Source organism: Roseibium sediminis (genome assembly GCF_008711325.1).
Lineage (GTDB): Bacteria > Pseudomonadota > Alphaproteobacteria > Rhizobiales > Stappiaceae > Roseibium > Roseibium sediminis.
The window spans coordinates 61,003-86,428 of the sequence record NZ_VXDB01000014.1 but is presented as its reverse complement, the minus strand read 5'-3'; the positions used below and the strand labels follow the sequence as shown (position 1 = coordinate 86,428).

The 25,426-nt window shown below is 58.0% G+C and carries 18 protein-coding genes; 6 read left to right on the top strand and 12 right to left on the bottom strand.

The annotated features are described in order from the left end of the window. Window positions 1-7 precede the first annotated feature (7 nt). Complete coding sequence (locus F0155_RS15000; protein ID WP_425299961.1) at window positions 8-1,081, bottom strand: glycosyltransferase family 4 protein; 1,074 nt, start codon at window positions 1,079-1,081, stop codon at window positions 8-10. Between the two features lie 203 nt (window positions 1,082-1,284). On the opposite strand from F0155_RS15000, the gene F0155_RS14995 reads away from it, so the two are divergent. From F0155_RS14995 to F0155_RS14985, 3 genes are all read left to right on the top strand, one after another. Next, a complete protein-coding gene (locus tag F0155_RS14995) occupies window positions 1,285-2,676 on the top strand; it encodes an MATE family efflux transporter (protein WP_208999298.1) in 1,392 nt (463 codons plus the stop codon). 104 nt (window positions 2,677-2,780) lie between these two features. After that, window positions 2,781-3,860: a glycoside hydrolase family 5 protein gene (locus tag F0155_RS14990; protein WP_208999297.1), complete on the top strand. Its 1,080-nt coding sequence runs from the start codon at window positions 2,781-2,783 to the stop codon at window positions 3,858-3,860. Window positions 3,861-3,878: 18 nt separating this feature from the next. Next, window positions 3,879-4,907 (top strand): glycosyltransferase family protein, encoded by a 1,029-nt coding sequence (locus tag F0155_RS14985; RefSeq protein ID WP_150525346.1) that lies wholly within the window; start codon window positions 3,879-3,881, stop codon window positions 4,905-4,907. On the opposite strand, the gene F0155_RS14980 is transcribed toward F0155_RS14985, so the two are convergent. Next, complete coding sequence (locus tag F0155_RS14980; protein WP_150525345.1) at window positions 4,899-6,017, bottom strand: polysaccharide deacetylase family protein; 1,119 nt, start codon at window positions 6,015-6,017, stop codon at window positions 4,899-4,901. The genes F0155_RS14985 and F0155_RS14980 overlap by 9 nt on opposite strands. 113 nt (window positions 6,018-6,130) lie before the next feature. On the opposite strand from F0155_RS14980, the gene F0155_RS14975 reads away from it, so the two are divergent. The 3 genes from F0155_RS14975 (at window position 6,131) to F0155_RS14965 (ending at window position 10,382) form a co-directional block, all read left to right on the top strand. Then, window positions 6,131-7,057 carry a glycosyltransferase family 2 protein gene (locus F0155_RS14975; RefSeq protein WP_150525344.1) on the top strand — a complete coding sequence of 309 codons (927 nt, stop codon included), beginning with the start codon at window positions 6,131-6,133 and terminating at the stop codon, window positions 7,055-7,057. A 77-nt stretch (window positions 7,058-7,134) separates the two neighbouring features. After that, complete coding sequence (locus tag F0155_RS14970; RefSeq protein ID WP_150525343.1) at window positions 7,135-8,652, top strand: lipopolysaccharide biosynthesis protein; 1,518 nt, start codon at window positions 7,135-7,137, stop codon at window positions 8,650-8,652. Next, the gene (locus F0155_RS14965; protein ID WP_150525342.1) at window positions 8,649-10,382 is read left to right on the top strand and encodes an alpha/beta hydrolase; all 1,734 of its coding nucleotides are present in this window, start codon (window positions 8,649-8,651) and stop codon (window positions 10,380-10,382) included. Before F0155_RS14970 ends, F0155_RS14965 begins: the two co-directional genes overlap by 4 nt. 1 nt (window position 10,383) lies before the next feature. On the opposite strand, the gene F0155_RS14960 is transcribed toward F0155_RS14965, so the two are convergent. The 10 genes from F0155_RS14960 to bcsA form a co-directional block, all read right to left on the bottom strand. Beyond that, window positions 10,384-12,894, bottom strand: coding sequence for a glycoside hydrolase family 2 protein (locus F0155_RS14960; RefSeq protein WP_192913821.1), 2,511 nt, complete (start codon window positions 12,892-12,894; stop codon window positions 10,384-10,386). Continuing rightward, on the bottom strand, window positions 12,891-13,889 hold the full coding sequence (locus tag F0155_RS14955) for a DUF1839 family protein (protein WP_150525341.1): 999 nt from the start codon (window positions 13,887-13,889) through the stop codon (window positions 12,891-12,893). The genes F0155_RS14960 and F0155_RS14955 overlap by 4 nt, the downstream gene beginning before the upstream one ends. 3 nt (window positions 13,890-13,892) lie before the next feature. Further along, window positions 13,893-14,801: an amino acid--[acyl-carrier-protein] ligase gene (locus tag F0155_RS14950; protein ID WP_150525340.1), complete on the bottom strand. Its 909-nt coding sequence runs from the start codon at window positions 14,799-14,801 to the stop codon at window positions 13,893-13,895. 3 nt (window positions 14,802-14,804) lie between these two features. Beyond that, a complete protein-coding gene (locus tag F0155_RS14945; protein ID WP_150525339.1) occupies window positions 14,805-15,989 on the bottom strand; it encodes an acyl-CoA dehydrogenase family protein in 1,185 nt (394 codons plus the stop codon). A 2-nt stretch (window positions 15,990-15,991) separates the two neighbouring features. Next, entirely contained in the window at window positions 15,992-16,243 is a 252-nt protein-coding gene (locus F0155_RS14940; protein WP_150525338.1) for an acyl carrier protein, read from the bottom strand. 203 nt (window positions 16,244-16,446) lie between these two features. Beyond that, window positions 16,447-17,463 (bottom strand): cellulose biosynthesis protein BcsN, encoded by a 1,017-nt coding sequence (gene bcsN, locus F0155_RS14935; RefSeq protein ID WP_150525337.1) that lies wholly within the window; start codon window positions 17,461-17,463, stop codon window positions 16,447-16,449. Then, on the bottom strand, window positions 17,450-19,432 hold the full coding sequence (locus tag F0155_RS14930) for a tetratricopeptide repeat protein (RefSeq protein WP_150525336.1): 1,983 nt from the start codon (window positions 19,430-19,432) through the stop codon (window positions 17,450-17,452). Before F0155_RS14930 ends, bcsN begins: the two co-directional genes overlap by 14 nt. Beyond that, entirely contained in the window at window positions 19,414-20,592 is a 1,179-nt protein-coding gene (locus F0155_RS14925) for a family 8 glycosyl hydrolase (protein WP_150525335.1), read from the bottom strand. Before F0155_RS14925 ends, F0155_RS14930 begins: the two co-directional genes overlap by 19 nt. Next, the gene (locus F0155_RS14920; protein WP_150525334.1) at window positions 20,592-22,985 is read right to left on the bottom strand and encodes a cellulose biosynthesis cyclic di-GMP-binding regulatory protein BcsB; all 2,394 of its coding nucleotides are present in this window, start codon (window positions 22,983-22,985) and stop codon (window positions 20,592-20,594) included. Before F0155_RS14920 ends, F0155_RS14925 begins: the two co-directional genes overlap by 1 nt. 4 nt (window positions 22,986-22,989) lie before the next feature. Continuing rightward, window positions 22,990-25,242: a UDP-forming cellulose synthase catalytic subunit gene (gene bcsA / locus F0155_RS14915; RefSeq protein WP_150525333.1), complete on the bottom strand. Its 2,253-nt coding sequence runs from the start codon at window positions 25,240-25,242 to the stop codon at window positions 22,990-22,992. Between the last annotated feature and the right edge of the window lie 184 nt (window positions 25,243-25,426).

Sequence of the window (25,426 nt, the reverse complement as noted above, 5' to 3'; positions counted from 1 at the left end):
GACAGCGCTACGGCTCCAAGGCTGCGGCGTAAAACTCTTCATAGTCACGGGCGGTCTTTTCCCAACCATGACGTCGGGAGGATTGTTGCGCCCGCGCCCGCAGATCCTCATCGGAAACAAGATGCGCGAACGTTTCCAGCACAGCGTCGGCAGCCTTCTCCGGCGCTGAGAAGTCGGTCAAACGGACGGTCGGATGATGCCCGGCCAAACTCCGGAAGGCTGCATTTTCATGCACCACCGGTATCAAGCCCGCACTCAGCGCCTCGATCAGTACAAGGCCAAAACCTTCATAATCGGAAGCGCTGACAAACAGGCTCGCCCCGGAAAAAGCTGTTCGGACCCCATCATTCGAAAGGCCGACATGGATATCGACAGCCCCATTAAGACCGCGGCTTTCGACTGCCCTTTCCAGATCCTCAATCGAAAGATCCGAGGGGGAGCCGATGATATCCAGTTCAAACGCTTCGTCCCGTGCCCTGACTGCCGCAAGTCCATCAAGCACCCGCTCAAGGCGTTTGTTCTGCGAAAACCGGCCGACCGTCACCAATCGTTTGACAGGCTTGATCGACGCCGCGTCTGCAAACTTCGTCAGATCAACTCCGTTTTCGATCAGCCGGACGCGATCGGGTGCCAATGGCTGGAACAGCTCGAAGTCATTTTCGCCACAGCAGGCAATGCCGCGATAACGGGATGCGGAAAAACGGGTGACGGTGTTGAACCACACCTTCTTCAGGCCGGCATTCCGGTCCGTGTGAAAAAAGCCGCCATGCGTCGTGGCAACAAGAGGGCGTCTGTGCAGTGACCGTGTCGCGGCAAGAGCGTCGAAAAAGAAATCAATGGCATGGACATGAACGAGGTCCGCATCCCTCAGGTGCTGAAGGACTTCTGGCGCGACCGGATATCGCTTGCTGCCCCAATAAGGGATACGCACCACTTCAATAGTGTCGATGATTTCGTGGTGCGGAAGCTTTTCATCCGGCTTCACAAACAGTCGGTCCAGAGTAATCACCCTGACATTTGCGAAGCGCTTGGTCTGGTTTTTCGCAAGGTTAAGCACCACATCCTCAAGTCCGCCAACCATGGGAGCGAACTGTCTGACGACATGAACAATGCGGGTGCCCCCAAAATCATTGCCGCTTGTCGTGTCCCGGCCCTCTACCTCTGCGTTTCCCATTGCGTCCTTCGCGAAATATGCCGTGGCCAAACCTGTCACGGCTTGTATAGACCATAATTGAACAGTTCCTTTCGCCGCCGCATTTTCACCCAACCTTCAGGGAACCCGTCATGTCCCAAGCCGTTTTCCTCACTGGCAACCTGATGCGGCACGTTGCTGTCATGTCCTCGACTGCCTCAATCGGCATTCTGGCCGTCTTTGCTGTCGATTTCGTGGATGTGATGTTCATTGCCATGCTTGGGAAAGCAGAGCTGGCTGCCGCAGTCGGGTATGCTGGGACACTCCTCTTTTTCACGAACTCGATCAATATCGGTCTTTCCATTGCAGCAGGTAGCCTCGTCGCCCGGGCGATTGGCGCCTATGAAGCAGAACGAGCCCGCAGGCTTGCCACTTCCGTTGCCATGCTTGCTGCTTTGGTGTCCCTGCTGGTTCCGATGGTGGTGGTCCCGAATTTGCCATCAATCCTCAGCCTTCTGGGTGCGGAAGGGGCGACACTGGATTTTGCCACACGATACTGCACCATCATCCTGCCAACCATGATCTGCATGGGTCTTGCGATGACCTCCATGGCGGTCCTGCGGGCCTATGGAGCTGCAAAGGCCTCCATGCTGACAACACTGGGCGGCGGTGTCGTCAACGCCATCCTCGATCCGATCCTGATCTTCGGGCTGGATCTTGGGCTGGACGGGGCAGCCTATGCATCGGTTGTTGCACGTGCCTTCATGATGGCAGGCGGCATCTGGCTGGTGGTTTCCCGATGCAACGGCTATGCACGCCCCTCGCTTTCTGCGGTTTCACAGGACCTCCGCCCCATGCTGGCCATTGCCGGCCCTGCGGTTCTGACCAATCTGGCCACGCCGGTCGGCAACGCGATCGTGACACGTGAAATGGCGAAATACGGCACTGATGCTGTTGCTGCCATGGCGGTAATCGGCCGCCTGACGCCGCTGGCCTTTGCTGTCGTCCTTGCCCTTTCCGGCGCGATTGGGCCGATTATCGGCCAGAATTTCGGAGCGGGCCGCCTTGACCGCGTCCGTCGCGCCTTTCTCGACGGATTGCTGTTTGTCGGTCTCTATGTGCTCTTCGTCTCGGTGCTTTTGTTCCTGCTGCGGGATCTGATTGCCGGAATGTTTAACGCGACCGGAGAGATGGCGGCGCTTCTGTTCCTGTTTTGTGGTCCGCTTGCCTTGTTGCAATTCTTTAATGGGGCATTGTTTGTCTGCAACGCCAGCTTCAACAATCTGGGCAAACCGATCTACTCCACCGCACTGAACTGGGCACGTCATACGATTGGCACATTGCCCTTTGTGCTGCTTGGTGCTTCTTTCGCAGGGGCCGCAGGTGTTCTGGCGGGACAGGCTTTCGGCGGGATCCTGTTCGCACTTGTCGGTATCCTTGCCGCGCGGCGGCTGATGACAAACCTTGAACCTGCCCCAAACCCGGACAGCTTCGAAGGAGAAGAGAAACGCCTTCATCAGGTTACTGGTCAAAGGGTATGGTAACGTTTTTCAACCTATGGTCATTATACCCAACCCGATAAGCCATTGGGTCTGCCCGTCCGCCATGGGGGCTGGACCAGACCCGCGACTAACAACCGGTGAGCCATTTGAAACCAAGCCGTCTCTTGCGCGCGATTTCGGTGCGCGCCATGTGTGCGCTATTGAGCCTTGCCATGCTTGGTGCAGGTCCTGCGCAGGCCATGACATGCCTGCGCGGCGTTAACATCGCCGGGGCAGAGTTCGGCAGTCTTCCGGGTGTTTTCGGGACAAACTACATCTACCCGACCGATGAAACGCTTGATCATTTTGCGGGTCTTGGCGTCAACACGGTCCGGTTTCCATTCAGATGGGAGCGCCTGCAGACCTCGCTGCATGCGCCGTTTGATGCAGACGAACTTGGCCGCCTGACGGACGTGGTGGAGCGCATTACGGCACGGGGCATGAAAGTCGTCCTCAGCCCACACAATTTTGCCGAATATGGTTTGCACAAGATCGGCACCGGGAATGTCACGATTGAGGCATTCGCCGATTTCTGGGCGAGACTTGCGCCTCTTTTTGCCAACCGGGACGACGTGATCTACCTCCTGATGAACGAACCGATCGAGGTCACCGCCGCAACGTGGCTTGAGGCGACGAATGCGTCCATTGCCGCCATTCGCAAGGCCGGTGCGTCCAACATGATCATGGTGCCGGGCACCCTGTGGACCGGTGCAGTGCATTGGTTTGACGAGCAGGAGGGCGGCTCAAATGCGGATCTTCTGACTGGCGTTGTGGACCCGTTGAACAACTATGTTTTCGATATCCATCAATATCTCGACGAGAATTTCTCCGGCACGAACCTGACCTGCCCGCGAACGGATGACGCGATCGCGGCCCTCCGCCGTGTCGAGGGCTGGTTTCGAGACAAAGGCTACGTTGGATTTCTGGGCGAATTTGGCGGCACCAGCTCGCCCGACTGCCTGCAAGGCATGGCAGAAGTGATCCTTTACCTCAATCGAAACAGCGATGTGTGGATCGGCTGGACGGCCTGGGCTGCCGGCGAATGGTGGGGGGACTACTACCTGTCCCTACAACCGACCGAAGCTGGAGACCGCCCGCAGACAAAGCTGCTTTCTGCCTATTGGAAGCCGGTGATTTCAGAACCGGACAATTGCGCCGCTCTTCAGCAGCCGGTTCGCGAACAATAGGAATTTCGGCAGTTTTCTATGAAAGTAGCTCTGGTTTCAGGAACTTGGACTGAAGGCAAATGCGGCGTTGGCGACTACGCGCGTCAGCTGTCCAATGCCCTTGAGCATAAGGGAATTCAAGTCGACCGGATTGCCATGGACGACTGGTCTATCTTCAATGCTGGTCGTTACAGGGCCGCCCTCAGGCAAAGTGCGCCGGACATTGTGCATGTCCAATATCCCAGCATCGGGTACAAACGCTCGCTCCTTCCTGCAACCACAGGATACCTCAAGCTCGATTGCCCGACGGTAATTACACTGCACGAGTTTCAGATTTACCGCAGCTATTGGCGGTTCGTGTTTGCGCCGATCGCCTTGAAGATGGCTGCGCGGGTGTTTTCGCGCACCGAAGAACTGGACCGGTTTGCAAAAAGTTACCCGACCCGAAAGGGACAGGACCATATCATTCCCATCGGCAGCAATATTCCAAAGGCTGACGGAGTGGAGCGGCGGCGGAGCAGTGTTGCCTATTTCGGCCTGTTCTGGCCGGGGAAGGGCCTTGAAGACTTCATCACGTTCGCTGAATTGGCAAAGAAAGCCGGCATCGATCCCGCGAGCCTATCGGTAATAGGGGCACCCGTGGCCGGAAAGGAAGCCTTCCTCGATCATATTCGATCAAAGGCGGAAGAAATCGGGTTCGCGCTGCATATCGATCTTCCGGCAAGCGAAGTCGCCCGCCAGCTTGCTGCGCATGAATTCGCCTATCTTCCTTTTCCCTCTGGAGCGGATGAACGCAGGGGCAGCATGGCTGCAGCTTTGGTGAATGGCTGTACGCTGGTCACAAGATACGGCGATGCCACCCCGGACTGGATCCGTCAAAACTCACTTCAAGCGGATACGCCGGAACAGGCGGCTGACCTGCTGTTCGGGCAAGGCGTGTCCGAAGATAGCCTGAAGGAGCTCCGTGGCCGGGCAAGCCAAATCGCGGACCGCTTCGATTGGTCAACAATCGCGCAAAAGCACGTCGCACTTTATGAGGACATACTTCGCACCCGTGCCTCAGGTTAAGGTCGCCACCGGTTCCCTCCAGCGCGTCAGCCGCGCACGCTGAAAGCCGGTCAGCCGACTGGCCAGAGCCGATTGCCTTTGCGGAAAATAGCCGACATCAATTCTCGGCAACAGAAATGGCGATGAGAGATGTTCGGGGAACAGGTGCCCGGGGCGCGTGGTAAAGGCTCCCTTGAACCCCGCTCTTGCTGCCATGTCGGCCTCCCGCAATCCGCATGCCCCTTCCGTTCCATAGGGGTAAGCCAGATAGCTGACTTCAACACCGGTCAACTCTTCAAGAAACGCCTTGTTGGAAACGAATTCGGTCAGAACTGTCTCGTCGTCGAGTGCAGAAAGGATGCGATGGGTGTCCGTATGAGCGCCGATAGTCACCAGCGGATGAGCTGCAAAGGCCTGCAAGGTCTCCCGGTCCATGGCATAGCGGTCGACAAGGGCTGGCCCGTCAATGCCCAACGCCGAGAGAAAGCTGCCAAGCTGCTCCGCCCTTGACTGGTCAGTGCCAATCCAGGCCGTAATCTGCCGAAGAGCCGCTGATTTTTCCAGAAGGTCCGTGCATCTGAAAAGACGGTCCATGGGCGGGAAATGCAGCTCTTGGTTCACACGCAAGAGGTCCCGCAAGCCCAACCACCAAGTGTCAATTTGGCGGGTTATCATTCCCGTTGGCACAAACAGCGTCATGGGAGCTGCCGCGTCCTCCAGAACCGGAAGTGCGTTGGACAGGTTGTCCCGATAGGCGTCATCAAAGGTCAACAAGGCAAAGGGCTTGGAGTTTGCCGGGTCTTTCAGACGCTGCAGCCCTTCCTCGATGGTGACGATCTCGCGCCCGGATTTCTTCACCTCGGCAAGGATGCGGGCCAGCTGGGATTGAGGGCAGCCGGTGTAAAGCTCGCCTTCTACATCATCCTGAATCTCGTGGAACATCAGTGCAATGCCGAGACCTGAAAAGCGACGACTTGAGAAGGCCATGAGGCCAGACCTGTAGAGTGCCTCCTCGAATGCCTTTTCGAGTTTAGGCTTTGCAAAACCGGTCAGGGTTTCGGGGAGTTGCCCAAGCGGCACATCCCTGATCTCCCGACCGACACGTCTCAAGTTTCTCAAAAAATGCGACATCTAGCTGCCAATTTCACGACTGTGAGCAATCCTTCATTTGCGGAAACGATCCGCAGCGGTATAGAACCACTGGTTCCTTGATAGTCTTCCGACAATCCCTTGGCGAGTGCCTGATGCAAGCACCAGATGTCTCTGTGATTATACCGTGCTTTAACACAAAGGCCTGCATTGCGACTGCAATTGACAGCGCCCTTGAACAAAAGGGACATGCCGTCGAAGTCATCGTCGTGGATGATGGCTCGACGGACGGCACGTATATCGAGGTTCAGGACCGCTATGGCAACGAACCACGGGTGAAGCTGATCCGTCTTGCCCGCAACATGGGGCCATCGGCTGCCCGAAATGCTGCGCTCGATGCCGCAACCGGCGTGTGGATCGGTTTGCTTGATTCCGATGACTGGTGGCTTCCCAACCGGCTATCGCATCTGCTCGAACAATCCGAAACTGCCGACTTCATTGCCGATAACATCATGGGCTACGATGCAACCGCGAAAACTCAAACCGGGGCAATCTATCTTGACCGCGAAACCGGCCCGCTCACCTTCAGCGACTTTGTGCGCGCGCGCCGTGAGGGCGAACATGATCTCGGCTATCTCCAACCTTTGATCAGACGGTCCTTTCTTGAAGAGAACGGCATTCGTTACAATGAGAGCATTCGGGCAGGCGAAGACCTGCTTTTGAACTTGCAGATCCTGCTTTCTGGCGCGCGGGTGCTGTATGTCAAAGAACCGCTCTATGTCTACGCCCTGCCAGTCGGCCCTCTTAGCAAGGTTGCTTCGCCCCATTCGCGCAGCTCCGCTGACACCACGGCACTCCTGTCCGCCTTGCGCCAACTCCGCACTGACATGGAAGACCGGATGTCACCGGAAGAGCTTGAGGCGCTGGACCGCCGCATCGAAGACTTCGACCAGATGGCGCCCATCGGGGCATTCCATCGAGCCAAGGCGAAGCGGGATTTCGTGGCGATGCTTCGGCTCGTGGCGACCAGTCGCATCGTCAGGAAGCGCATCCTGAGACGGCTTCTGGGTTCGGAAAATTAACGAACATGGCCTAAAATCCCAATCTCTTGTGATCCTTCCGTAACCTGTTGTTTCTCCGAGTATTCCGACACAGATCCATGGCCAGTTTCATTTCAGCCTCGGCACTCAGCACTCTGGCCGGTATCGTTTCCCTTACTTTCGGATTTTTCTGCAGCATTGCCGTTGCGCGTCTACTCGGCGCCGAAGGCAGTGGCGCCATCGCCTTCTCGCTATGGCTGGCCACAACAACGACGCTCGTGGCGAATTTCGGTGTCCCGCACATCCTCAACCGCTACATGGCGGGCTTCGACAGGCCCGGCAACCCCGGCGGCGGCCTCACACGCGTGCTCCTTCCAAATTTCGCTATTCCGGTAAGTCTCACCACGATTGGATTCGCAGGCTACGGTGTTTGGTTGCATGCCAGCGGAAGTGACTACACCTATTCGCCCGACACATGGCTGATGATTGCGGTCCTGTTTCTGGTTTTCAGCATTGCCTCGGTGGCCGAAGCTGCCGCTCGCGGGCTGAACAGGTTTGACGAAACGGGGCGCCTTGTCTTCATCGGCTGCCTTTTCCAGCTCCCGCTCGTCCTTCTCGGCGGATATTTCTTCGGCGTACCCGGTGCGCTCGCCGGCTATGTGGCGCGCTACATTCCGCAAGCCCTCAAGATCTTCAAGTATGTTCGCCATCGCCCGGCAGACGATGTCGAAGTGGAACCGCGCATGCGAGCGCATGGCCGCAACGAATGGTTCTCGGATGGTATGGGGCTGCTTATCTGGGGACGCATCGAAATCCTGTTTCTCGGCCTGTATTTCTCAACGACCGACATCGGTTACTACGCTGCAGGCCTGACCCTAGCCAGCCTTGTAGTGCAGCTGCCTGCGCAGATGGTTGCCGCGCTTACCCCTCACATGGGCAAGCATCACGACAACAACGACCTTACCCGCATCAACACAACCTACCAACGGGTCTTGCGCTGGATAACCTTGCTGATGATCCCGGTTTGCTTTGGCGGAGCGGCGGTCATTCCCGAATTGCTGCCGCTGCTGTTTGGTTCCGAGTTCACTCCGGCAATTCCAATGGCGATCATCATTGTCGCCTCCGCCCTTGCCACCGCCCTCTCCCTGGTGCCTTCGCTGACCGTAAGTGCGCGGGAGCATTCGTCGTTCTTTCTGTATTCGACACCCATTCTGGCCGTCGTCTCCGTCGCAGCTCTCGCCATGGTCGTTCCCAATTGGGGCGGCATTGGCGCGGCATGGACCCGCGCAGCCATTCACTCCATCTGGCTTGGGTGGCTTCTGTGGTATTGCTGGCATCGCTTGAGCGTGCGGTTTGATCTGGCGAACATGGCAAAACTGCTTCTCTCCGGGGCAGCCTGCGCACTCGCTGCCCACCTGACGCTCGTCGCCTATTCTGGCTTTGTCGGGCTGTGCCTTGCCATTCTGGCAGGAGCGGCTGCCTATCTCGTGTCCCTGCGCCTGTTCAGATGCATTCCAATCGGTGATGTCCTGGCTCTTGATGGAAACCTGCCGGATATCATTCCGCAGCGCCTGCGTGATGTGAGCATTGCCGTTCTCCTGCTTCTGGTGTCTCGCAAAGACGATGCGAAGCCATGAGTGCCGCCTCTAACACCCTTCCGGTCGCTTTCGCCGGATGCCACGGCATCCTCACCTTTCCGCCCTCAGAAGATCGGCTTGCAACCAGCGTGCTTTTGCTGCGCCCCTGGGGGTTTGACGAGCTTTGTACCCGCAAGTTCTTCAGGGCGCTCGCCGAACGCCTTGCTGCAAAGGGGATGACCTCCCTGCGGTTCGATTATCCGGGAACCGTGGATGCCCTTGATCCACCTGAAGGCCAAAGCCTTGAAAGCTGGTTAGCGGCGGCAGAAGCCGGGATCGAATTGCTGAAGCGCCAGAGTGGATGCAAGGATGTGGTTCTTTTCGGCTTTGGCCTCGGGAGCTTTATTGCAGGCCTTCTCGCCGACCACCCTTCTGTTCGCAGTGTTGTCCATGCGGCTCCTGTGACAAGTCCGCGGCGCTATTTCCGCGAAACAACCCTTCGCGCCAAAGTGATCATCGAAGGCTTGGGGTTGCCGGAAACTGCTCTTGCAAAGGATGCCACCTCGATCGCCGGGCTGGTGATGGACGACCGGCTGGTCTCCGACATCAAATCCGCCACAACGCCATCGACAACAAAACCGTCCCTTGTCGTCGCCCGCCCCGGCATTGACGCTGACCAGCAGTTTTCATCAGGTTTGAGAGAGAGCGGAAGCAAAATCGATGAACTTTCCTTTGTCGGCTATGACCGGTTGATGGAGGACCCTACAGCTTCGGTTATTCCCCACACTCTCCTTGACGAGATTGCTGACTGGTGTGCGGAGAGCAACTCCAGACCAAACCGACGGACCGAAAATATGCCTCCCCCGGCAGCCGCTCTTGACGGGTCAGACTTTCAGGAAGAAGGGCATTACATCGGCGAGGCACCGGGGCTTTACGCAATCGAATGCCGCCCCAGGGCAATCACCCAAAATGCCCCGGTCTTTGTCTTCCTGAATTCAGGCTATGACCACCACGGCGGCTGGGCGCGCGCGTGGGTCGATGCCTCAAGACGCCTTGCGGCCAAGGGCGCTGTATCGCTGCGCGTCGACTTCGCAAATATCGGCGACAGCGGCCCGCAGGACGGAGCGCCGGAACAGGTTCTATATTCGGACGGACCAATTCTCGACACGCATGCCATCTTGGATTTCCTTCGCAAGCGTCACGAAGGCCCGATCACCCTGGTTGGCAGATGCAGCGGAGCCTACACCGCCTTTCACGCGGCCTATCGGGATGACCGGATCAGCCAGCTGCTGCTCTGCAATCAGGTTCGCCTGATCTGGGACCCGGAGGAAAGTCTCACCGACCCGGCCCGCATGGGCCCGAGATCCATGGGCGATTACAAGAAGCGCTTTGTCGATCCGAAAACACTCAAGCGCCTCGTTACGGGTGACATTTCCATTCCGGGCGTTCTTCGCGGTCTTGGCAGCCATGCGAAAACCCGACTGTCACATCTCTTGGCACCGATCTTTCCGAATATCTCGAAACACGCCCGGTTTCGCGCCGAATGCCACAAGATGTTCCGCGCACTTAAAGAACGTGATGTTGCGATGCACTTCGTTTGCAGTGATGCAGATCAGAGCCTTGAGCAGCTCGCGCTGTATTTCGGCAAGGGTCAAAAGGGGCTCGCAGCCTATCCGAACACATCCTTGATGATCCTTCCGGGTGCCGACCATAACCTGACGCCTCGGCCTGCAAGGCTTGCCCTTTTCGACAAGCTCGAAGATCTGGCAACAGCCCGGCCCGGCACCTGATTTATCCGGAAAACACCACCGCATTGTCCGCATTCAAGGCCCTGAGCGCTCCCTTCGGGCGCGAGGACGTTACCGATGCAGTCTCAGGGGAGAGATGGATCTTTCGTGCTGCACCGGGATGCAGATGGAACCCGTCGTCGGAAGAACGATACCCGGGACAGTCGATCTGGACAAAGCGCCAGCTGCGCTGTGTTTCCAGCTCCAGCTCCCATGTCCCGTCGTCGCGTTCTGTGAGAGTGCAGTCCAGCTCCAGCGGGTGTTTTTCGTCAAAAAACCCGAGAGGAAAATAGGTGGCTTCGGCAAGCAGTTCACCTGTTGCCTGATCTGTCAAACGCGCAAAGGTCACGTCATGAGACGGCGGGCCGAACCGAAACGCATATGTGGTATCGAAGAACGCGCCAAAGATGTCTGTTGCTGCAATTGTCAGAGCATCCCGGGATGCAAGGGTGAGGTCCCGCGCGCCCCTGACCACCGGCAATCGCCCGTCTCGCAGACAGGTCAATTCCAACTGCACATGTCGTTCGTTCGGTGTCTCGTTAGCGAGGTGAACCATCAGGCCGTTTGTGCCTTCATCGGTCAGGCTGACTTGCAGCGGGCGAAAGGCTCGCTTGAGCGCAAAATAGGACGCCTTGGGCCGCCCTGCCACATCCAGCATTCCCCACCCGGCGCCGGGCCGAACATCCTGAAAGTTCCAGACCAGAGCCCCCTTGCAGCTGCTTTCTTGCCGCCGCCACTCTGCAAACGTGGCCTCCAGAATGTCGGCAACCACGGACCGCGACAGATCGAGATACCGGTCAGGGCGCTCCCGCCGCAACGCCTCCGGTTCTATTCCGTACAAGGTCTTGAGGTAATGGTCGCGAATATCCTCAAAGTCCCAGTCCGCGCCGCGATCCTTCGGAATACCGGCCTTCCAGCCCGGGCCATGCGGCGTTGCGAGACCGAACTCCGTGAGGGATTGCGCGGACGGCACATTGGAAAAGCCGAGACATTCAGCTGCAAAGCGGACATCAGCCCGGCGGGCATCCTCAAGAGGCCGCCGATAAGCCCCAACGCCGTAATAATGCGCTATGCCCTCATTGGAGGAAAACGGCATGGCCCCATCGCAGGGGGCGTTCTCCACATAAGGTACATCCGGTCTTCGCTCTTGGCTGCAGTCAGCAAGCACCGTGCGCGTCAGCTCACCGCGCCAGCGACTTTCAGGCAAACCCATCATCGCGCCTTGCTGATAGATTTCGCTGCCCCCGCACAGAACGGTCAGCGCGGGATTGCCCTGCAAGAGAGTGAGCTGGTGGTCCGCTTCCGCTTTGACCGCGGCTGAAAACGGTACATCGCTGACCGGATAATCGAAATTGGCGAACTGGAAGTCTTGCCAGACCATGATGCCCAGTTCCGCGCAGAGATCGAAAAACGCGCGGCTTTCATAGACCATCGTACCGCCGATGCGTAGCATGTTCATGCCTGCATCCCGCGCCAGCTCCAGCAGCGGGCGACAAGTGTCGGTATCACCCGACAAGCCGACGAGATCAGCGGTGGTCCAGACAGCTCCGCGGCAGAATACCGGCACGCCATTCACATGAAGCCCAAAGCCCTTCGCATCCGAGCCGCGATCCACCTCGATCCTGCGGAACCCGGTCTTTCCCAGATGCATCTTTTGCCCGCCAAAACCCAGCCAGATGTCGTAAAGGGCCGGGTTTCCGTGCGTTGCAGGCATCCACGGCTCAATGCCCGGCAAAGACAACTCGCCAGCCACTTTCCCGTCCGCCCGAGCTTCAAGCATCACGGATCGGCCCGCGCATTCAACGATCGCGGTTTCGCCGATCTTGTTCCAATCAAAAGAGACATAGAGATGTCCGGTGCCATCATGTGCGAGATCCGCCCTGATCGCGAGATCGCGCAGACACGGGGCATCCACTTCATGAAGGGTGATTGGACGCCACGGACCGACCGCGTGCACATCCGGACACCAGCCGGGCATGTGGCCAAGCAGCGTCGTTCTGAGGTGGCGAAGGCCCTGTGACGGGGTCAGCTGCGTCTTCCATCGGGCCCTTGGCCCTTTGCGGCTAAGTTCTGGCTCCAGTGCCCGAAAGACTATGGCGAACGTATTGTTTTCCTCGACCCGCGCGCAGACCTCCTGCGCTGAAAACATGGTTTCACTCGCTAGAACCTTTTCCCCGTTCAGATAAACTTCTGCAAGTGTCGCCAGACCACCGAAGACCAACCGGCGTGGTCCGGACTGCTCGGACCGAAAACTTGTGACGTACCAGATATCCTTGTCATGCAGCGGCAAGGGATCAGCGGGATCAAAGCGCCCTGCCTCAGCAAGCGCCTTTGCAGCGGTGCCCGGAACCGGTGCCGGGATCCAATCACCCGTCGCGGGCAGAAGCGACGCATCTGCATATTCCCCCGCGCACGTTACAAGCAATCTCCATCCTCCGGAGAGAACCTGTTCCGGCGGACTGATCTCCCATCCTCGGGGAGAGACGACAGGCAGGTGAATTGCGTTATCGCTCACGAAGCGGCGGCCTGTTTGGACACAAGGACAGTGTCCAGAGTCTGAACGAGGTTGTCCCAGGCTTCAACGGCAGACTCCAGCAGTATTTCAAGTTTGTCGGTCTTCTTGCGCGTCACTGCACGGGCCAGCTGGAACTGCGCTGTCTTGCAGGTTTTGGAAATCTGGCGAGCATGCTCTGCGGCCTGTCCAAACTCTCCTGCCCCATGTGCACCAAGCCATTCGAGATGCGTTGCGAACAGCTCGAAATTTGCCCCAAGCTGGCGCAACGTGTTGAAGGCATAAAGATGGAAGGCTTCAAAGGGCTTGTCTAACAGCTGGCTCACCTGATGCGGCAGAACAGCTGCAAAGGCTTTGATGGGGTTTTCAGCCGGTCGCCGCGCCATGTGGTGATGAAGGAGATGCAAGGCCCGGTCGGCAATTTGCCCGGTCTCGGGGAAGGTCTCCGGAAGTTTCACGAACTCCGTATACGGCATGAACGGCAAGTCCCGGGCGTGGTCCCCCCGCTGGAAAATGCCGTCAACATCATCCCCTTCCACCCGGTAGTGGGACAGGCCGTGAAAATAATCCATCCTGCGGGCATCAAGGTCGAGACGGTTCACCGAAATCGTCGTCTTGCCATGGAACTGGCGATAACCGAAGCCTTGGGTATCCGGCAAGAAAAAGCTGTCGACTTCGACAAGTGACAGACGGCCCCGTGCGAGCTGCTCAAGAACGTGAACCTCAACGCGGTCATAGATCGCAAGCTCGGTGACCCGAATGCCGAACAGGGTTTCAAGGTCCTCCAAAGGTACCTTGAAGAAGGTGAACTGATCACCTTCAAAGTCCTGCGTGATCATGGACCCCAGACAGGCCTCCGGCGGAAGGCCCATCGCGTTCAACAGTTCGATCCAGACATCCAGATAGCAGTTGGTCTCCGGCCAGTCGCGCTCTGCCGAATGAAGGGCGTGGCGTTGATAGGTCGCGGGATCGATGTCCGGGAAAATGGCGTGTGACACGGCTTAACCCCAAAGGGCCTTGCGGACGTCTTCCGGCCAAGCGGCAACATCAAGCCCGTGATGGCGGAAGAGCGCGAGGGTGATCCGCTCAAGGCCGAAACCGACACAGGCCGTATGGGCCGGCGACCCGTCCTGAAGCTTGATGTCCCAGGCCTTTCCGAAATTGTCCATGTGGTAGTTGAAGCTCATGCAGGCGGTGGGGCTTTCAACCGAATTGATCGGAACCAGCATCTCGAACTTCAGAGCCTGCTCACGCTGACTGGCCCCCATCATGCGTCCGCCCCGACCGAAGAAGGGATCATTGGCAATATCGACCTCATGCGGCAGACACAGGCGCTTCATCATTTCCTGACCGCGTTCCTTCCAGGTCTCCCGGAAGGCCATCGCTTGGTCCTCGGTTCCAACACGCACATATTCCCGCTGGCGAAACATCTGCATGCGCGCAGGATCTTTCGAGGGTTCATGCCGGAAGCAGTAGGATTGCAAGGCGACATAGGCCCCGTTCTCCGGCAGAGCGCCACGCCTCGCCAGAATCGGATAGAGTGGATAGCAGGCCGCAGGGATGAGCGCGACCTGGGTTGCTTCCTGCCCCTTGGTCCAGTCCTCGCCCGCTGCCATACATTGCAACAGGCCCATGTGATCATGGTCGCCGCCGCAAAATGCATGGACGGTCCCCGCCAACTGCGGGAAGTTCTTCATGTAGCCGCTGGTCTCAAAGTCTGCCATGGGCATGCCGGGCGGGAACACCATGGCTTCGGTGATCTCGTGCTCGCCGAAAGTCAGCGCAAATGTCTCAAAGCGGCTGACCACATCCTCGAACGTACCACTTCGCGCATAAAGACCGTCCACCCCGCTGGCATGCAGGATGCGGCTTTCAAACAGCTGGTCCAGAAATGATTTCGATGAACTCATGCCTCATCCTGCCAGGCTGGGATCTGGCTTGTTGACCAGAAGCATGTTGGACGTATTGCCGAGAATACGGTCGTTGGAAATCATCAGCTGAGCCGAATGGGCGTCACGCAGATGGCGACCAAGACTGTAGGGCGTTCCGTTCTTGTATCCCATGATCCCGCAGATCAGCATGCAATGGTTGATCACCGTCAGGATCGACTGGGACGTCCCCACCTTGATGTTGTTCATGGCAACCGCAAAGCTCATGGCATTCAGCGCGTCGGGATTTCCTTTCGCCTGCTCAAACTGCTTCAGGCCGGACACCACATTGCCCTTGATCTGCTGAAGCAGATTTGCGGCCTCGGCAACACGGAGGGCTCCGGGAGGTGTCTGCCCCGGGTTCTTGCGAGCAGCCGCCTTGACGAAGGACTGGGAACGGTTGAACGCGTCAACGGCAATTCCGTACCACAGCGCGCTCCATAGCAGATGCGAAACCGCCAGCATCGATTGTGCGGCGATCTCAGCAAAGGGACGCGGCAGGATCTGTTCCTTGCTCCCCTCTCCGCGGAAAATGAACCCGTCGGAACAGGTCCCTCGCATGCCGAGCGTGTCCCAGTTGGACGTCTTTTCCAGTGTGTACTGGTCTTTCATGAATACGGTGGAGACCTGATCTCCGGCGGCAGCCTCCGCGTGGCGGCGCGAGGTCACCATGATCGCATCGGACGCTTCGCCGTAGGAAATGACGGTCGCGTCCTTTTCCAGGCGAATGCGATCGCCCTCGCTCTCAATGGCACAGATCGAGTTGCGGAGGTTTCCGCCAATCCCGCCTGCTTCACTTGTAGCCGACCCGATCAGCAACTGTTCATCACAGATCCGGCGCAGCAGGTCTTCATGCCAACCGCTGCCCACGGCATAGCCACACAGGCTGGCGATCTGGATCTGGTGCATCGCGTAGACCATTGCGGCAGAGCCGCAGGCCTGTCCGAGAATGACGCAGATATCGGCAACTTCGGTCAGTGACGCGTTTTCGCCGCCAAATTCCGCCGGGATCATGACGCCCATCAGCCGCTCGGCCTTCAATGCGGACAGTGCTTCGGCAGGAAACCGTGCCTCTCGATCAACCTTGTCTGCCCACTCCGAAGCACTCTTGGCAACCCGCGTCGCGCGGTCTGATAAGCTTGATGCCGTTACCGGCCCTGCTGCTGTCATGGTCAGGCTGCCTGTTGGTCGCCGGTGATCTCCGCAAGAGCAGCTACGATGGCTTCCACCGAAGAGAACGACTTCCGGTTCAGAAGGTGTTCGGGAAACTCCACATCGAAATGCTCCTCCAGAGCCAGCATCAGCTGAACGGAGGCAAAGGAGGACAGCCCGGCATCATATAGATCGGCATCATCAGAAATCTGGTCCACGGAAACCGGCAGGCTTCCATGCTTGGCGAGCAACTCGCGGACAATATCGTTCATCTCTAAAGCCCTGTCTCAAGGTTTAGTCGCGGTTCGCAGCGGAACCCGGCAATGTGTCTGGTCGATATAGCCCTAAAACACCAACTTAAAGTAACTGTTAAAAATCCTGACACCAATTACAAGAATGCGCCCGACGGCTTGGCAACACACACAGGCGATCGCCTGCATGTGTGCCGAAAGTGCATTTCCGTATCTACATCCCCTTACGGCAAGGGAATGGGTATCGCGGCCGTGGTCACCACATCCCCGGAAGTCGGTACAGGTTCTGTTGCGACTGGCGGGAAGATGACACGCGGGGCAGCTGTGGTCGTTGGCACCACCGGCTGCATAACCGGAACTTCCGGAGTAACAGGTGTCAGCAGGACTTCCTGCGTTATGGCCGACGGAAACTGTCTTGCCGGCACATTCGGGATGTCCGCCGGAGGGACAGGCAGCAGATACGACGGTTTCTGTTCCAGCTGAGCGACGGGTGTCTGCCGCACCGCGGGCGGTTGATAGGCGACCGTCGGCGTGACCGGCCTTGTCTTTTGAGGTGCCGGACGCACGGGTTCCGGCTCCTGCATCAAAAGGTCATCAACACCGGCTATTGTTGCGGTCTCGCTTTGCGGAACCCCACCAACAAACAACCGGAGTTGCTGCATGTAGGAAATCGCAAGCTTCTCGTTCGGACGGCCCTGACACAGGCGAACGCGCACATTTACAGCTCTCAGTGCGGGCTTACGGAAGAAACTGAAATTGTTCCGCGAGTTGCTGTTTATGTTCTGCCAAATATACGAGCAGCCGATGCCGTCACTCGCTACGCCAAAAGGTCCGTAGCTGTTGGCGGGCATATAGCTGGAGATCGACATACGCCGCTCCGGGTTTGCCGCTCTCAACTCCTTCAAAAGCTCTGCGTCGGTCATGGCCGGTCGCTCGGTCGCGCTGCGTACAAGGCGAACGTCGATATAGTTTGTCCCGATCGTGCCTGGTTCCCCTTGCAAAACGATACGTTGGACAAGGTCTAGTCCGTCCGGGTTCTCGTTGACCGAGATCACCCTTCCCGCTCCGAATGGCAACTCGGCAAGTGGACGCTGGGCGTTTACGGCATAGGCAGCCACGCTATCACCGGAGAACGGCGAGTTGTTGTACGCATTCTGGGCATAGGGGATCTGCCCGCAGGAAGCGATCACAGCAACGAGCGGGAGAACCAGTAACTGGCGGCGTCTTTTATCGGTTCCCATTAACTGGCGCTCCTCCCCATATCCCGCTTGTCTGCATGACGGCAGATCTTGTTTCCTTGGTGGACAATTGCTGATCCAGCGAGCGGAACAGACTTGCCGCCTGCTGCCGATCCCCCGTGTAGTAGAGGGCCCAGCCACGCAGCAGCATGAGGTCGCGCGGTTCGCGGGTGATGGCGCGACGCTTGTTCAATGCTTCCAGAGCCTCAACATAGTTGCCGGCATCGAATGCCGACGTTGCAGTCTGGGCGAGTGCAGCGGCGGCAAGTTCATGGCGACGGACGCGTGTTTGCGGCACCTGTCCGGCACTTTCGATAGCGTCAAATGTTCGTCCCACACGCAGCAACGCCAAAGATCGTCCGTAAGCCGCATCCTTTGCGACCTGATGCTTGCCCCGCATGGCAATATCGAAGGACCTTGCGGCTTCTTCCGGACGATCCAGATCCAGAAGGCACCAGCCTCGCAGCAATTCCGCATCCGCTCCCTGTTTGGGCAGGGCCGCGAGCTTTGTTAGACAGCCTCGCGAATCTCCCCGTTCGCGTGCCTTGAGAGCCGGCCCAATACCGCTGCCACCATTGCTGCTGGACCGCCCCGAGCCGCCCTTGTGCACAACGGCAGGCTTGAGCCGCAGGGCACCAAGCTCAGGGTAGCGCTGGACATATGCCGCCTGAAGTTTCATTGCTTCGTGTGTGTTGGTCAGCTTCTCCACCGAGAGAATGTGGCCCTCGGCATCCTTCGACCCACCACCCCATTTGAGTGCTGTCGAGAACCAGCCGGCAGCAGCTTCCATCTGGTTTGCCTTGAACGCAAACCACGCCAGAGCGGAAGCGCCCGCCGGATCCCGTGCTTCGCGAATGTCGTCAGCAAATGCCTTCAGATCGTCCGCGGTAAGCGCTGCCAGTCCGCTGCCATTGACGGTGTAAAGTGTCAGGCGCACGAAAGCCGTTCGAATGAGTGGAGAAGCTTCCTTCATGTCCCGCGCAAGGGACCAGGCTTCGCCAACACGGCCCAGCGCTTCAAGCGACAGGATACGTCCCAGCGTCGCATCGGCATTCGGTCCGTTCGCCAAAACCTCATCGAACCTGCGCAGCGCTTCGCCGTGCCGCCCCAAAATCCGGTCATACCATGCGAGCAATCGTTCGCTCACCATCAGCGGATCATTGTCAGGATCATCCTCCAGCGCTGCCACAAGATGAGTTGGCGGCTGTTCGGTAAAATTGCCTTCCAGATACCCGGCAATCCACCTTTGTCCGATCTGGCGAGCAAGTGGACCAATCTCGAAATCGAGCGTCCCCTGCTTTTGCCGGTCGCGAAGCTTGTCCAACAACTCCGAAGCCTCATCCAACGGCAGGGCCGCAACCGCCTTTTGCGAAGTCGCCTGCTTCAGGTCGGCAGACACCGATCCGCTGCCAAGGGCAAGCAGATAGAGGTCCGCAGCATCGGCAACGGCGCCAGTATCGGAATAGGCTTCAGCGACACGCCACAGAACGTCGAGGTCCTCAATTGTCAGGAGGAGCGGCTGGCTTTCGACCAGACGAACAACCTCGCCATTGCGCTTGCCGTCAGAGGCCTCGATCAACCGGATGCGTGCTTCCTTTACCGCAACCTTGTTCAGGAGGTCCGAAGACGGCTGCCATTGCGGATCTTTCTGCTGACGACGGCTGATCTCCTGTCGCAGATCACTCAGCTGGTCGGACGCGTAGAGCTCCCAAAGGTCACGTTCCGGGTTGATCCAGTTGTCGGCCTTGTAGAGATCATTCGGCGGTGCCCAGCTCGGATGGAGCGTTTTCAAGCGCCGGATCTCGGCATCCACGCGTTCCCGATTGTTCTGCGAGGCATAGTAGCGAAGAGCGCTCTCATCGACCTGAATGACAGCAGTCGCGTTGCTCCATGCGATGTCCGGATAGGACAGCCACAGAGCGGCAACCATCAGGGCAATATGCGAGCTGCGCGTTAGAAACTCTGTCTGCATTCGGGATACCTGTGATTGGAAGCGATCAGGACGAGTCCCTTCAGGGTCGCCGGATAGTAGTGTTCGTCAGTCAGCTGGTCCGCATCGCGCGGGAGCGCCTTACCGTTCATTGCGCAAAAGGTGAGATCGGCAACCGCGCGATAGCCGTCTCCCGACAGGTGACCTCTGGACCGACCTGTCTTGAGATTGACGATTGAGGGTGCGCTGTCTGACCAGGCTGCAACGAAAGGAGCAAGCAGGTGCCGCTCTCCTCCGCCCCACCAGGCGAGGTAGAGCGGGATGCGCACCGCGTTGTAACTGAAGACGGTTTCGAAGCCTTCGGCCGGTTTGGGCCGGTCTCCCCCAAGGGCAAGCCATTCAGGTGGCATGTTGCGGGAGCTGAACCGACTGCCTGCCAGCAGATCAAGCCCGGCTTCGCGAATACCGGTCCAGTCCGTATCCGGGTCAAGCTCCTGAAGCGCGGCGAAGGCCGGAAACACCCAGTAGGACAGGTTGACGACCGGACCGTCCTGCCGCTCTCCTTCCGAAAACCCTCGCGCTCCCGGCAAAAGCAGATCCCGTTCACCAACCCTTGTGATGGCAAGCCGCGCCAGATCCCTGGTCTTGGTTCGGGCAACATCCTTCAGGCTGTCGTCTTTCCAATATTTGGCCGCCTCGTTCAGAGCCCAGATGATCAGAATGTCGCCATCTGACGCATTGTTTTCGTCGGTGACGTTGGGAGCTGTCTGCGGGTCCCATTTCCAGACCGACAACGCGTCGCTGCGAATGTCCAGATGGCTGCGGGTCCAGTCCCAGATGCGGGTAAAGGCCTTGCGATCATTAGCCGCCAAGGCAAGCAGCATCCCGTAGCCCTGCCCTTCGGAATGACTGATATTGCCATTGGCCGTATCGATGACACGCCCTTGCGGGCTGACAAAGCTGTCCTGATAGGCCTTCCAGAATCCGGGTGACTTCAGACGATCGGCAACCGCAGATTCGACTGGCCGTGCTCCCGGCTGAACCCTTGCGACGTTGACAACTTCCACCTTCACCTCGCCTGCCGGATCAGGGGCATCTGCCGTCATGAAGGCCATGGCCTTGTGAAACGGCTCACCCCAATAGGGCTGCGTCGTAACCGCTGCCAGGCACAGGATCGGAACTGCCCACAGGAACCGGATCATCACTGACCCCTCCGGTTCAAGGACAACATCATGCGCGTTGTGAATGCGACGAAAACCGCAACAACAAGGAGCAAGCCTGCATATATGAACGGGTTCCTCGACAACCACCCTGCAGTGACCAGCCGCCAGTTCTTCAGTGAATACGGCTGCGTAATAAAGTACCGGGTCGGCGCGATCGATGTAACTTCGATCGTGTCGGCAATCATGTCGTACCGCGCTTCCTTGCCACGCACCTGCCTCCAGCGATGAGGGCTGACGATGTCCTGAATGGACAAGGCAAGAATGGTGGAACTTGGCGAGGCAAACACAGTCCAGAACCCGTCCTTGCTCCCGGCGGCTTCTCCTTGCGCAATGACCAGCGATGTCGTGGACCCCACATCCTTCGTGACTTCGTCATCTAGCTCTTCGGTACCGGTCAGGATTTCGCCGATACCCGCCAGCGAATTCTTGATGTTCCACTTGCCGTCGACGTTCTCCTCCCAGCGCTTCATGATCTCGGCATCATTGGCGCGAGGAAGGCTTGAAAGCACGATCGGCTTCTGCACCTGCGGCGCCTCCGGACCTGAACCGATGGACGCCGTCATCAACGGCTCCTGATCGCTGATCGACTGCAAAGAGACAACGCGTCTTTGAACGGAGCTGTGAATGTTCACGTACTCGGCCGTCTCGTAGTAGGGAGCAGGTTGCGTCCACGCGGTCTGAATGCGTTCCGGCGAAAGCCCGACGCTCTTCAAAGCTGATTGCGGCAGGTTCGAATGCGAGCCCAGGATGATCGCGCCGCCGCTTTCCTGATCCGGGCGTCCATAGATAATCTGCGCGGGAACCTGCCCTTCGCTGTCCAGTCCGAGACGAACCGCAATTGTTGCCGCTGCCGACATCATGCCTGGATCGGAATAAGGGATGAAAATACGCTGGAGCTGATCCCGTTCACCAACTGGACCACCAGTGAGACCCGCATTCAATGAGGGAAGCGCCAGAATGCGCGGCAGTTCCGGAATGCTGACCTTGGTATCGTCCAGCAGCAGGAACCGAGGTGGTGCGCTCAGTGCGGCAAGGGTGTCACAATCTTCGTCCTGCGCCTTGATAAGCTGCGTGGAGATTTCGACCGTATTTACGCCGGGGCGGAACTTGGCCAGCGAAAGACGCAGCGTCTTTTGCTGGAAGACTTCTCCATCCTTCTGGGAAAGCGGAATACCGGCAGCAATCAGACCGTTCACACGAACAACAATCTGGCTGTTGTCCTGCAGCTCGGACGAATATCCTCCAGCCAGATTGAGCTCCACCGAATCCGTTTCAACCGGATAGAAGTCCTCCGGCATGCGCAGATTGAAGTGGGTCCGCAAAAGGCGACCGTTAAACTCGATGGTCTCGGCCCCCAGTTCCGACAGTGAGAGTTCAGAGCCGGGTTCCACAGTCTTGTTCAGGGCCCGGGAAAGGGCGCCGAGTGTCTTGTTCGCTTCGTCAGCAGAAAAGTCCTGACCGTTCTCCAGGATTTGCGCGACCAGCGTGTCGACAGTGTCGTCATCATCTGAATGGATCACCAAGGAGACCCCTGATCCGTTCTCCGTGATGGCAAGTGTGTTGAGTTCGGGAATGAGCGGCGCCCCAAGCGCCGTCAATTGATCGACATCTCCCATGAAAAGATCAAGACCATCGCCAGCCCCTCCGGACCCGACCACTTCCACATAGGGGTAGGTGAAGCCTGAAGTGACGGCGACAGCAGACAAGACCCGGACCGCGCGCGTCAGTTGCGCATCAGATGGATTTGGTCCAAGAACGGCCCTGAGCCGAATTGCGCCGCGATGGTCAGGCGCGAGAGCGGCAATATCCTTGAAGGACAGGAGATCCAGGCTGGGCTTTTCAAAGCGCAGGCCTGTCCGTGAGGGATCTATCTCGGTCCACAATTCATAGGTGGCAGCCGTTTCGCAAGAGACACGGTGCCTTTGCAGCATCTGCATACGCACCACGTTGTAGCCAGGCTGAAATGCACCGGGAGTAACATCGAACGCAATCAGCTGCTGCTTGCCGATTGCCTCAATCGACCGCTCGTCAATGACATGACCATTGACGGTCACGCGCATCAGCGATCCTTCTGGCATGACGGAAACAGCAGATGTCAGAGCGGCCTCGAAAACGAGCTTCTGTTCCGCCTGCGACGCGGTGAGATAAACCGGCCATTCGCGATAGTCGGCCTCCCCGGTCAGGCGAAGGTCGGTCGAAAGAGCTGGAAGCGGCCGGAACGCGGTATCGGGAAGCTCCAGTGTCTGGAGTTCCAAACCGAACGCGGGCAGGCTCGCAAACCCCACGCATGCCAGAATCCCCAGAGAGTATTTCAGCCGAGCCATATGACGCCCACTCGCCTTCTGGCGCTTTTTTTCTGAAATTGCGGTCATGAACCTATTTCTCCATCACCGGTGCGAGGACCCCGGCCGGTGGGCTAGACGCGCCCTGAAGGGGAACCGGCGGATTTGTTTCCGGAGTGCCCGAAGACCGGGGCACCCAGTCGCGCCAGGCAATCTTGATTGCACGGAAGATCTGGCGAGCGGACATGGAGAGGAAGTGTGCCGTCCCCCGAATGATGCCCTTGCCAACCCGCCGAACATTCCAGAAGTCGGCGAGCGGATCCGCGCGTCCGAACATCAGCTCGGCGATCAGCTTGTGGTGCAGGCTGGAGACGGCGCAGAACTGCACGCCATAGCCCGTGCGCCCGCCCGACGAGAGGCCGCGCCGCACGATAATCGGTACGCTTGTGGTGGTTTCGCTGCCATCGACCGGCGTGATGTAGAGGTTACCCAAGGCATGCCCCTCGATGCGCGGTGGCAGCGATGCGCTCGGCAGGAAGAACACCCCGGCGCCTTCGCTTGACGCATCAAAGATGCTGACCGGGTAGTATTTCCCGCAATATTCCAGATAGCCGCTGCGGTTGACTTCAAGGCGCTGTGTCTTGCGCTTTTCCGACCGTTCGGTCACGCAACCGAGCGCGCCCGCCGCGAGCACAAGGTTCGCCGTGTTCCAGATGAGAACAACGATCAGAAGATCCTTGTCGACGGCCTGATCGAAATACTTCCATCCGCCATAGATCATCGCGACAAGAAGGATGCCGAAGAACGCGAAATAGGGACCTGCCAGAGAGGACAGCGAATCGCGATCAGTGGTGAGTCCCTTCTCGGTCACGTTGAAGGTCGGCTTCTTGGGGCGCAGCAGAACAGAAACAATCGCCGGGCCGAGATAGAACGACTGGATGTACTCGTAGAGTTCGGACACCCACGGCCAACGGACCTTCCCGAAGAGGTAGTTCTGGAGAATCATGTTCGCCAACAGATAGGTCACCGCATAGGCGAGAAACTCCTGGCCGTTAGCCACGAAAATCCGAAGTTCAAAGAAAATGAACAGCAGCGGTGCGACCAGAAAGGTCAGGCGCGGAAACGGGAACGCCCAGAACAGCGCCGACGACAGGTAACAAATACGCTGGGCTGGCGACAGACCTCGCTTGAAGACCGGATTCTTCATCAAAAGGATCTGGATCATGCCCTGACACCAGCGGGACCGCTGGCCAATGAAGCTCGAGAACGTCTCCGGCTGGAGACCGGCGATCATGGGCTTGTCGACATAGAGGCTGTTCCAGCCACGTGAGTGCAACTCAAGCGCAGTTTCGCAATCCTCGGTGATCGAGATGCCGGAGAAACCGTTCGTTTCAGCGAGGGCCGAGCGACGCAGCACTGCGGCCGAACCACAGAAAAAGGCAGCATTCCAGTAGTCCAGTCCGCGCTGGATGACCGAGTAGAACATCTCGTTTTCGGACGGCATGCGACGCCAGGTCGACAGGTTCTTTTCAATCGGGTCCGGATTAAGGAAGAAGTGAGGTGTCTGAACGAGAAACAGTTTCGGATCGACCGAAAAATGCCCAACAGTTTCGCGCAGGAATTCCCGCGTCGGCGCATGGTCGGCATCAAAGACGACAACGAGCTCTCCGGTCGAATGCTGCAGGCCATTGTTCAGGTTACCAGCCTTGGCTGAAATGTTGCGCGACCGGGTGAGATAGACCGCGCCCATTTCGTCGCACAAAGCCATGAGCTTCTTGCGGCGCTCCCTGGCAGCGGCAGCCGCTTCCGGGTTATCCGACATGCACTTCTGGTCCGTGCCGCCATCATCCAGCAGGTAAACCGTGCGCTTGTGGGTCGGGTAGTCGAGACCGATGGCGGCTGCCAAGGTCGCCATCAGAATCCCGATCTCCTCATTGTAGGTCGGAATGAAGACGTCAACGGTCGGCAGATCTTCATCACTCAATTGCGGCGCACGCGGCCGATCGAGGGGACGCATGACGACAAACAAGCTGATGAACAGCATTCCGATGCAGAACAATTCTGCCGCCAGAAGAATCACGCCCGGGATAAAGTCCGGAAGATCATGGACGTTGGGGAGCGTGTAAAAAACGCGCCAATAGAGATAGCGCAGCACCAGAATGGTACCGACACACATCATCAGCGGTCTTTGAATGGGTGCCCGGACGAAAGCCCAGATAAGAATCAGGGCTCCCAGAAGGCTGAGTCCGACCACCAGCTGGGATGATGTGCCTATGGGAAGGGCCACCAGACCAGCCAATAGCAGGGCAGACAGCGCCCACAGGCTGATTTTTATAACTTGGGACATGGATACGCGTCCTGAAAACTAACAACTCAGTTAACGCATCCTTGCAATGAATGTTAAAAAATGACTCAATATTATTGGTAAACAAAATCTAAATTACGTTGTCTAACCACCTTAATTACAAGAACATATCCCATCAGTTGTATTATTTATTTTGTGCAATCTTTAGTTTTTCTTTCAACTGACC